Annotated in this window: 9 protein-coding genes; all 9 read right to left on the bottom strand. The window is 70.9% G+C overall.

The window, feature by feature from the left end; translation table 11 throughout:
- Nucleotides 1-721: biotin/lipoyl-containing protein (locus ACE3Q3_RS20760; RefSeq protein ID WP_374449152.1), on the bottom strand; the 721-nt coding region annotated here is incomplete at its 3' end.
- Between the two features lie 30 nt (nucleotides 722-751).
- Nucleotides 752-3,643, bottom strand: coding sequence for a 2-oxoglutarate dehydrogenase E1 component (locus ACE3Q3_RS20755; protein WP_374449151.1), 2,892 nt, complete (start codon nucleotides 3,641-3,643; stop codon nucleotides 752-754).
- Nucleotides 3,644-3,686: 43 nt separating this feature from the next.
- Nucleotides 3,687-4,562 (bottom strand): succinate--CoA ligase subunit alpha, encoded by an 876-nt coding sequence (gene sucD, locus ACE3Q3_RS20750; RefSeq protein ID WP_374449150.1) that lies wholly within the window; start codon nucleotides 4,560-4,562, stop codon nucleotides 3,687-3,689.
- Complete coding sequence (gene sucC, locus ACE3Q3_RS20745; protein ID WP_374449149.1) at nucleotides 4,562-5,731, bottom strand: ADP-forming succinate--CoA ligase subunit beta; 1,170 nt, start codon at nucleotides 5,729-5,731, stop codon at nucleotides 4,562-4,564. The genes sucD and sucC overlap by 1 nt, the downstream gene beginning before the upstream one ends.
- Nucleotides 5,732-5,908: 177 nt before the next feature.
- A complete protein-coding gene (mdh, locus tag ACE3Q3_RS20740) occupies nucleotides 5,909-6,865 on the bottom strand; it encodes a malate dehydrogenase (RefSeq protein ID WP_374449153.1) in 957 nt (318 codons plus the stop codon).
- A 176-nt stretch (nucleotides 6,866-7,041) separates the two neighbouring features.
- Nucleotides 7,042-7,506 (bottom strand): tripartite tricarboxylate transporter TctB family protein, encoded by a 465-nt coding sequence (locus ACE3Q3_RS20735; RefSeq protein WP_374449148.1) that lies wholly within the window; start codon nucleotides 7,504-7,506, stop codon nucleotides 7,042-7,044.
- A gap of 3 nt (nucleotides 7,507-7,509) precedes the next feature.
- A complete protein-coding gene (locus ACE3Q3_RS20730; protein WP_374449147.1) occupies nucleotides 7,510-9,003 on the bottom strand; it encodes a tripartite tricarboxylate transporter permease in 1,494 nt (497 codons plus the stop codon).
- 23 nt (nucleotides 9,004-9,026) lie between these two features.
- Entirely contained in the window at nucleotides 9,027-9,986 is a 960-nt protein-coding gene (locus ACE3Q3_RS20725; protein WP_374449146.1) for a tripartite tricarboxylate transporter substrate binding protein, read from the bottom strand.
- A 104-nt stretch (nucleotides 9,987-10,090) separates the two neighbouring features.
- A partial coding sequence (zapE, locus tag ACE3Q3_RS20720; protein WP_374449145.1) for an AFG1/ZapE family ATPase occupies nucleotides 10,091-10,371 on the bottom strand: 281 nt, incomplete at its 5' end.

The raw sequence follows: 10,371 nt of genomic DNA, 5'->3' as shown, positions 1-10,371 counted from the left end.
TCACGAAGAAGGACATGAAGCCGAGCTTGACGCCGTGCTTCTTCTCGAAGGCGTCGCGATGGCGCTCGCGCACGGCGATCACCCGCGACATGTCGACCTCGTTGAAGGTCGTCAGGATGGCGGCCGTGTTCTGCGCGTCCTTGAGGCGCTCGGCGATGCGCCGGCGCAGGCGCGACATGCGCACGCGCTCCTCGCGCGGGCCCGCCTCGCGGCGCGGCGCGGGCGCGGCGGCAGGCGCCACGCTCGGGGCCGGGGCGGCGGGCGCGGCCGCCGGCTTCGCCTCGACGAAGTTGACCACGTCCTCCTTGGTGACGCGGCCACCCTTGCCGGTGGCGGCGATGGTGCCCGCCTCCAGGCCCTGGTCGGCGATCATCTTGCGCGCCGCCGGCGAGGCCGCGACCTCGGCCTTGGCGGCCGCGACGGGCGCGGCGGCGGCCGGCTTCGCCGCCTCGGCCCTGGCCGGCGCGGGCTTGGCCGGCGAGCCCGCCGCGTCGATCGTGCCGAGGAGGGCGCCGACCTCGACCGTCGCCCCCTCCGGCTGCACGATCTCGGTCAGCACGCCGGCCGCCGAGGCGTTGACCTCGAGCGTCACCTTGTCGGTCTCGAGCTCGACCAGCGGCTCGTCCTGCTTCACGGCCTCGCCCGCCTTCTTCAGCCAGCGCGCCACCGTGGCTTCGGTCACCGATTCGCCGAGCGCGGGGACTTTGATTTCGGTCGCCATGGTCGTCCTTTGCTCCGTGCGGTCCGCTCGTCAGATGGTGAGGGCCGCGGTGACGAGTTCGTCCTGCTCCGCGTTGTGCCGGCGCAGGAGGCCGGTCGCGGTCGAGGCCGAATCCGCCCGGCCGACATAGGTCGGGCGCTTCGCCTTGCCGCCGACGGCCGCCAGGACCTCCTCGATGCGGCGGTCGACGAAGTGCCAGGCGCCCATGTTGCGCGGCTCCTCCTGGCACCACACCACCTCGGCCTTCGGGAACCGCTTCAGCTCGAGGGCCAGCGTCTCGTCGGGGAAGGGGTAGAGCTGCTCGACGCGCAGGAGATAGACGTCGTCGATCCCCTTCGCCTCGCGCGCCTCGAGCAGGTCGTAATAGACCTTGCCGCTGCACAGCACGACGCGCCGGATCTTGCCGTCGGCGACCAGCTTCTTCGACTGGCCGAGGTCGGCATCGTCCCACAGCACGCGGTGGAACGAGCTGCCGGGCCCGAACTCGGACAGCTTCGAGACCGCCCGCTTGTGCCGCAGCAGCGACTTCGGCGTCATGATGACGAGCGGCTTGCGGAAGCTGCGGCGCATCTGGCGCCGGAGCGCGTGGAAGTAGTTGGCCGGGGTCGTCAGGTTCGTGACCTGCATGTTGTCCTCGGCGCAGAGCTGGAGGTAGCGCTCGAGCCGGGCCGAGGAATGCTCGGGCCCCTGCCCCTCGTAGCCGTGCGGCAGCAGCATGACGAGGCCCGACATGCGCAGCCACTTGCTCTCGCCCGAGCAGATGAACTGGTCGATGATGACCTGCGCGCCGTTGGCGAAGTCGCCGAACTGCGCCTCCCACAGGACCAGTCCCTGCGGGTCGGCCAGCGTGAAGCCATACTCGAAGCCGAGCACCGCCTCCTCCGAGAGGGGGCTGTCCCAGACCTCGAACGACGCCTGCGCCGGCGCGACGTTCGACAGCGGCACGTAGCGCGTCTCGTTCTTCTGGTCGACCAGCACCGCGTGGCGCTGCGAGAAGGTGCCGCGGCCGACATCCTGGCCGGACAGGCGCACGGGCGTGCCCTCGGCGCACAGCGTGCCGAAGGCGAGTGCCTCGCCGGTCGCCCAGTCGATGCCCTCGCCGGTCTCCAGCATCTTCTTCTTGGCGTCGAGCTGGCGGGCGATCTTGCGGTTGAGGTCGAAGCCCTCCGGCACCGCGGTCAGGGCCGCCCCGACCCGGCGCAGCAGGTCCTCGGCGACCGCGGTCTCGCCGCGCCGGTCGTCCGGGGTGGCGGTGCCGAGGCCGGTCCAGGCGCCTTCCAGCCAGTCGGCCTTGTTCGGCTTGTAGCTCTTGGCGGCGTCGAACTCCGCGTCGAGCATGGTCATGAAGCGGTCGACCATGCCCTCCGCCTCGCCGTCCCGGAGCACGCCCTCGCGCGCCAGCCGCTCGGCATAGATCTGCCGGGTGGTCGGCAGGCGCCCGATCTGGCGATACATGGCGGGCTGGGTGAAGGCGGGCTCGTCGCTCTCGTTGTGGCCGTGCCGGCGGTAGCAGACCATGTCGATGACGACGTCGCGCTTGAAGCGCTGGCGGAACTCGGTGGCGACGCGGGCGACGTGGACCACCGCCTCCGGATCGTCGCCGTTGACGTGGAAGATCGGCGCCCCGACCATCTTCGCGACATCGGTGCAGTAGGGGCCCGACCGGGCGTAGGCCGGCGCCGTGGTGAAGCCGATCTGGTTGTTGACGACGACGTTGATGGTGCCGCCGGTGCGATAGCCGCGCAGTTCGGACAGCATCAGCGTCTCGGCGACCACGCCCTGGCCGGCGAACGCCGCGTCGCCGTGCATCAGCAGGCCGACGACCTGGTTCTTCTCGACGTCGCCGCGCTGGCGCTGCTTGGCCCGCACCTTGCCGAGCGTCACCGGGTTGACCGCCTCGAGATGGGAGGGGTTGGCCGAGAGCGACAGGTGGACGACGTTGCCGTCGAACTCGCGGTCGGCCGAGGTGCCCATGTGGTACTTGACGTCGCCCGAGCCCTGGACGTCGTCGGGATTGGCCGAGTTGCCCTGGAATTCCGAGAAGATGGCCGAGAACGGCTTGCCCATGAAGTTGGCGAGCACGTTGAGGCGGCCGCGGTGCGGCATGCCGAGGACCAGTTCGCGGACGCCGAGCTGGCCGCCGCGCTTGACGATCTGCTCCAGCGCCGGGATCAGGCTTTCGCCGCCCTCCAGGCCGAACCGCTTGGTGCCGGTGTAGCGCCGGTCGGAGAAGCGCTCGAAGGTCTCGGCGGCGGTCAGCCGCTCCAGGATCGCGCGCTTGCCTTCGACCGTGAAGTCGGTGTGGTTGCGCTCGCCCTCGATGCGCTCCTGGATCCAGATCCGCTGCTCCGGGTCCGAGATGTGCATGAACTCGACGCCGATGCTCTGGCAGTAGGTGTCCTGCAGGAGCTGCACGATCTCGCGCAGCGTCGCCGTCTCGCGGCCGAGCACCCGGTCGATGTAGATCGGCAGGTCGAGATCGTCCTCGTCGAAGCCGTAGCTCGCCGGGTCGAGGTCGGCATGGACCGGGCGCTTCTCGATCCCGAGCGGGTCGAGAGCGGCGATCAGGTGGCCGCGCACGCGATAGGCGCGGATCAGCATCAGGGCCCGGATCGACGCCTGGATCGCCTTGCGCCCGGCATCCTCGCCGGCGGCGATCGGCGGTCGGATGTGCCCGGCGGCGGCCGCCGCCGCGGTCGCCGCGGCGACGCCGTTGACGTGGGCGATGATGCCGCCCGCCCGCGGCGCCCAGGATGCCCCCCGCAATTCCCGGGCGACGGCCGCGCCGTCATCTTGCAGGCCGCGGAAGAACTGGGCCCAGCTCGGTTCGACCGAGGACGGATTCTCCAGGAACCGCTCGTACAGCTCGGCGATGAACGGCGCGTTGGCGCCGCTGAGGAAGGTGCTTTGATGGACGCTCACGGATCGTTGTCTCCAGGTGCCGGCCGGGGGGTGCCGGCAGGGCTCAACCTTTCAGGACCTTCAACATGGTGGTTCCGAGGGCTGCCGGGGAGTCCGCGACGGTGATGCCGGCCGACCGCATGGCCTCCATCTTGTCTCCGGCGCCACCCTTGCCGCCGGAGATGATCGCCCCGGCATGGCCCATGCGCCGGCCGGGCGGCGCGGTCACGCCGGCGATGAAGCCGACGACCGGCTTCTTGACCCGCGACGACTTCAGCAGCGCCGCGCCGTCCTCCTCGGCCGAGCCGCCGATCTCGCCGATCATGATGATCGCCTCGGTCTCGTCGTCGGCCAGGAACATCTCCAGGACCTCGACGAAGTTGGTGCCGTTGACCGGGTCGCCGCCGATGCCGACGCAGGTCGACTGGCCGAGGCCGGCCGCCGTCGTCTGCGCCACCGCCTCGTAGGTCAGCGTGCCCGACCGCGAGACGATGCCGACCTTGCCGCGCAGGTGGATATGCCCCGGCATGATGCCGATCTTGCATTCGTCGGGGGTGATGACGCCGGGGCAGTTCGGCCCGATGAGGCGGGTGCCGGAGCCGCTGAGCCCGCGCTTCACCCGCACCATGTCGATGACCGGGATGCCCTCGGTGATGCAGATGACGAGCGGCAGGCCGGCGTCGGCCGCCTCCAGGATGGCGTCGGCCGCGAACGGCGGCGGCACGTAGATGACGGAGGCGTTGGCGCCGGTCTCGGCGACCGCCGCGGCCACCGTGTCGAAGACCGGCAGGTCGAGGTGGCGGCTACCGCCCTTGCCCGGCGTGACGCCGCCGACCATCTTCGTGCCGTAGGCGATCGCCTGCTCGGAATGGAAGGTCCCCTGGGCGCCGGTGAAGCCCTGGCAGATGACCTTGGTGGCGGAATTGACCAGGATCGACATCAGGCCGCCTCCTTCACCGCTTTGACGATCTTTTCCGCGGCATCGGCGAGATTGTCCGCCGAGGTGATCGCGAGACCGGACTGCTTCAGGATCTTCTTGCCGAGGTCGACGTTCGTCCCCTCGAGCCGGACCACGAGAGGGACGTGCAGGCTGACCTCCCGGGCCGCCGCCACCACGCCCTCGGCGATGACGTCGCAGCGCATGATGCCGCCGAAGATGTTGACGAGGATGCCCTCGACGTTGGCATCCGACAGGATCAGCTTGAAGGCGGTGGTGACGCGCTCCTTGGTGGCGCCGCCGCCGACGTCGAGGAAGTTGGCCGGCATCCCGCCATAGAGCTTGATGATGTCCATGGTCGCCATGGCGAGGCCGGCGCCGTTGACCATGCAGCCGATGTTGCCGTCGAGCTTGACGTAGTTGAGGCCGTGCTTGCCGGCCTCGAGCTCGTAGGGGTCCTCCTCGTCCTCGTCGCGCAGCGCCTCGACCTCCTTCTGGCGGTAGAGGGCGTTGTCGTCGAAGTTCATCTTGGCATCGAGGGCGACGAGTTCGCCCGCGCCGGTGACCACGAGGGGATTGACCTCGACGATGCTGGCGTCGAGGGCGACGAAGGCGTCGTAGAGGGCGGAGATGAACTTCACCGCCGCCGAAACCTGCTTGCCCTGCAGCCCGAGCCCGAAGGCGAGCTTGCGGGCGTGGAAGGGCTGGAAGCCGGTCGCCGGGTCGACGGCGACCTTCAGGATCTTCTCGGGCGTGGCCGCCGCCACCTCCTCGATCTCCATCCCGCCCTCGGTCGAGGCCATGACCGTGATGCGCTGGGTGGCGCGGTCGATGAGCAGGCCGAGATAGAGCTCGCGGGCGATGTCGCAGCCTTCCTCGATGTAGACCCGCTTGACCTCGCGGCCTTCCGGCCCGGTCTGGTGGGTCACGAGGTTCATGCCGATCATGCGGCGGGTCTCGGCCCGGACGCCGTCCAGCGACTTCACCACCTTGACGCCGCCGCCCTTGCCGCGGCCGCCGGCGTGGATCTGCGCCTTGACGACCCAGACCGGCCCGCCCAGGGCCTCGGCGGCGCCCGCCGCCTCGTCCTCGGTGTATGCGACCTGGCCCTTCGGCACCGGCACGCCATACTTCTTCAGCAGCGCCTTCGCTTGGTACTCGTGGACGTTCATCGCGGGACCGTTCCGTTCAGTCGAGTGTCGGGCCAATCGAGGATCGGGGAGGACGCGCCGGGCGACCGCCCGGCGGTCGCCCGCAAGCGACATCGCCCCGCCGGAAGCGCGGGGCGATGCGTGGCCGCCACTCTAACAAGTTTCTGTTGCACCGCAACGCGCGGGCGGCGCGCGCCGTCACCCCTGCATCAGCCCGCGCGTGACGTCGATCAGGCCCTTCACGGCGCCGACGGACTTGTCGAACATCGCCTTCTCCTCGGCGGTCAGCGCGATCTCGACCACCTTCTCGACGCCGTCGCCGCCGATGATCACCGGCACGCCGACATAGAGGTCGTTGACGCCGTACTGGCCGGACAGCCAGGCGGCGCAGGGCAGCAGGCGACGCTTGTCCTTGAGGTAGCTCTCGGCCATCTGGATCGCCGAGGAGGCCGGCGCATAGAAGGCCGAGCCGGTCTTGAGCAGGCCGACGATCTCCGCCCCGCCGTCGCGGGTGCGCTGCACGATCTGGTCGATCTTCTCCTGCGTCGACCAGCCCATGCGGACGAGGTCCGGCACCGGGATGCCGGCGACGGCCGAGTAGCGCACCAGCGGGACCATGGTGTCGCCGTGGCCGCCCAGCACGAAGGCCGTCACGTCCTCGACCGAGACCTTGAACTCCTCGGCCAGGAAATAGCGGAAGCGCGCCGAATCCAGCACGCCGGCCATGCCGACGACGCGGTTGTGCGGCAGGCCGCAGGCCTCGCGCAGCACCCACACCATGGCGTCGAGCGGGTTGGTGATGCAGATGACGAAGGCGTTCGGGCAATGCGCCTTGATGCCGGCACCGACCTGGTTCATCACCTTGGTGTTGATGCCGATGAGGTCGTCGCGGCTCATGCCCGGCTTGCGGGCGACGCCGGCCGTGACGATGACGACGTCGGCGCCGGCGATCGCGGAATAGTCCGAGCCGCCGGCGAAGGTGGCGTCGAAGCCCTCGACCGGGCTCGCCTGGGCGATGTCGAGCGCCTTGCCCTGCGGCACGCCGTCGACGACGTCGAAGAGGACGACGTCGCCCAGTTCCTTCAGCCCCGCCAGCAGCGCGAGCGTGCCGCCGATATTGCCGGCGCCGACCAGGGCGATCTTGTTGCGAGCGATCTTTCCGCGAGCCATGAGGGTTCCTCACCAGCGGCTGGAAGGCCCGGCAGGCGGGCCGATTCGTGATGAAAGGGGGCGCCGACAGGGGGGCGGCACCCGGACGGGCGGCTTGTTAGCGCGAATGCCGGGCACCTGCAAGCCGTGCTTGGATCGGCGGCGGCGGCCCCGCCGCCGGGTCAGCCGAGCCAGCCGCGGGGCAGCGGCACGCCCAGCCCGGCCTCGAAGAGCAGGTAGAACCCGACCACCAGTGCTGCCCCCGCCGCCAGGTCGATAGCCGCCCGCCGCGCCGTCCAGACCTCGAACCGGGCGACCAGCATGGCGGCGAAGAAGCCCGCCAGGCTCGCCGCCAGGAACCCGGCGAGCGGAATGGCGCCGACCCAGAGGGCGGCGACCGCCACCAGGGCGAGGCGGCGCCGCGCCGAGCCGCCCTCGGCCGCCCTGCGCACCGACGGCCAGACCAGGATCCGCACGGCCAGCAGGCCGGCGGCGGCGATCATGACGATGGCGATGGTGCGCGGAAAGACCGCAGCGAGATCGCTGAATCCGGCCGCCTCGCGCAGCATCCAGGCCCCGAGCAGCGCCGCCGCGGCGGCGCCGGCGAGCCCGGACCAGTCGCGGGCGGGCGGATGGTCGGCGCGCATTGCTCAAGCCTCCGCCCGGACGCGCCAGAGGCGCGGCGCGAGCACGGGATAGAGCAGCGTCAGGGCGATCACCGCCAGGATGGCGAGCGAGATCGGGCGGCCGAAGAACATGCCCAGCAGATCCTCCTGGGCGCCGCCGATGAGCCAGCCCTGCACGAAGCCCTGCTCGCAGATCCCGCCCAGGACCACGCCGAGCACGATCGGAGCGGCGGCGAAGCCGGCCCGGCCGAGCAGCCACCCGGCCACGCCCAGCACCAGCATGACGACGACGTCGTCCTGGCTGCCCTGGATCGCGTAGGTCCCGAGGATCGTCATCAGCAGGATCGTCGGCGCGAGCAGCGTCTTCGGCACGGCGATGATCGAGCGGTAGGCATAGCGGCCGAGGAGGAGGCCGAGCGGCAGCATCAGCAGGGTCGAGACCAGGAGGCCGGCCATGAAGGTGTAGACGATGGCGCTCTGCTCCTGGAACAGGTTGGGGCCGGTGCGCACGCCATGGACGAGGAGGGCCCCGAGGATGATCGCGTCCGGCGGCGTTCCCGGGATACCCAGCACCAGCGTCGGAATGAAGCCGCCGCCGACCGTGGCGTTGTTCGCCGACTCGCAGGCCAGCACCCCCTGCGGCGCGCCCTTGCCGAACCGCTCGGGCCGGGGCGACGAGCGGCGCGCCTCGGCATAGGCGATGAGGGCGGCGACCGCGCCACCGGCCGCCGGGAGCGCGCCGACGAAGGTGCCGATGGCGGAACTGCGCGCGAGGTTCCAGCCGCCGCGCCGCACCTCGGCCAGCGCTTCCGCCATGCGGTAGCCGCGGCCGCTTTCCGCCATCTCCATGTGCGCGCCGGGATGGGCGACGAGGTCGACGACGACGGGGATGCAGAAGAGGCCGATCAGCGCCGCCACGACGTTGACGCCGCCCAGGAGGCCGGCCACGCCGAAGGTGAAGCGGACGTCGCCGCCGACGACGGCGGTGCCGACCATGGCGATCGACAGGCCGACGCAGCCGCCGATCAGCCCCTTGAGCAGGCTGCCTTCGGACAAGGACGCGATCAGCGTCAGCCCGAGGACGGCAAGCCAGAAATACTCGACCGGCCCGAAGGCGAGCGCGACCTCGGCGAGCGGCGGCGCCAGGGCGAAGAGCGCCAGCGCGCCGACCAGCCCGCCAATCACCGAGGCGAGGTTGGCGAGCGTCAGGGCGAGGTCGGCGTCGCCCCGGCGCGCCATCGGATAGCCGTCGAAGGTGGTGGCGATCGCCGACGGCGTGCCGGGCGTGTTGATGAGGATCGCCGAGTAGCAGCCGCCGTAGATCGCGCCCGTGTAGATGGCGCCGAGCGCGATCATCGCCGATGCCGGTTCCATGGCGAAGGTGAGCGGCGTCAGGACAGCGACGGCCATCGTCGCCGTCAGCCCCGGCAGCGCCCCGATGATCGTGCCGGCGACGATGCCGCCGACCGCCAGCAGCAGGTTGAGCGGCGTGAAGGCCGCCAGCAGGTCGGACAGCATCGCCGCCGCCGCGCCGCCCGCCCCTACTTCACTAGCCCGAGCAGCTTTCCGACCTCGGCATAGCGGCGCGTCTGCTCGGCCATGAAGGCCGGCAGCCGGTCATGGCCGATGTCGAGCGGGACATAGCCGCCGTCGATCATCTTCTGGCGGAATTCCGGATCGGCGTTGATGCGCTGGAAGCGTTCGGAAAGCTGGCGGCGGACGGCGTCCGGCGTCGCCGCGGGCACCGCGACGCCGCGCATGGCGCCGTCCACGAGGTCGATCCCCTTCTCCCGGAAGGTCGGCACATCGGGGAACTGCGGATGCCGCGCCTCCATCGCCACCGCCAGCAGGCGCACCTTGCCCTTCTGCTCGACGCCGACCGTCGTGAAGTTCCACAAGGCCGCCACCTGCTTGCCGAGAAGCGCGGTGACGGTGGCGCCCGTTCCGGTGAAGGGGACGTAGGTCGTACGGATGCCGACCGCCTGGTCGAACGTCTGCTGGGCGACCTGGTTGGCGGAATGGGTGCCGGTGCCGGCGACCGTGATCGCGCCCGGCTTCGCCTTGGCCGCCGCGACATACTCCTCGACCGAGCGGATCGGGCTGTCGGCGGCGACGACGAGCGCGTGCGGGGTGAGCTGGAAGATGTAGACCGGGTTCACGTCCTCGGTCCGGTAGCCGGCCTTGCCGGACATCGGCTGGAGGAAGATGTGCGGCGTGTTGATGCCCATCACCGTGCCGCCGTCGGCCGGCAGGCCGTTGAGCTGGGCCCAGGCGGCGGCACCGCCGCCGCCGGTCTTGTACTGGATGACGAAGCCGTGGCCGGCGAGGCGCCGGTAGACCGGCTCCTGCAGGCGGGCGGTGACGTCGGACTCGCCGCCCGGATTGAACGGAATGACGTAGGTGAGATCCCGCGCCGGCAGCGTCTGCGCCGCGGCCGCGGCGGCGCCCAACGCAAGGGCGATCAGCGCCGCGGCGGCGCGGCGGATGCGAATGGTCGTCATGGGCAATCCCCTCCGAGTGCGGGCTCCCGCCGTCTGCCGCTGCGGTTCGCCTGTCCGGAAGGCACCCTAGGGAGTTCGCCCCCTCCCTGGCAACCCGCGCCGCCCTATCGCCGCTCGGCGGTCTCGAGATAGTCGGCGGACTGCATCTCCTCGAGCCGGGAGGCGGTGCGCTGGAACTCGAAGGCGCCGTCGCCGGCCGGATAGAGCTGCCCCGGTTCGGCCTCGGCCGAACACAGGAAGCGGACCCGCCGGTCGTAGAGCGCGTCGATCAGGGTGACGAACCGCTTGGCGACGTCGCGCTGGTCGCGCCCCATCTTCGGGACGCCGGAAAGGATGACCGCGTCGAAGGCGTCGGCGATGGCGAGATAGTCCGCCGGGCCGAGCA

The sequence above is a fragment of the Allostella sp. genome, from assembly GCF_041913585.1.
In the GTDB taxonomy this organism is placed as follows: domain Bacteria; phylum Pseudomonadota; class Alphaproteobacteria; order ATCC43930; family Allostellaceae; genus Allostella.
This window is presented reverse-complemented; position numbering and strand designations above follow the sequence as displayed.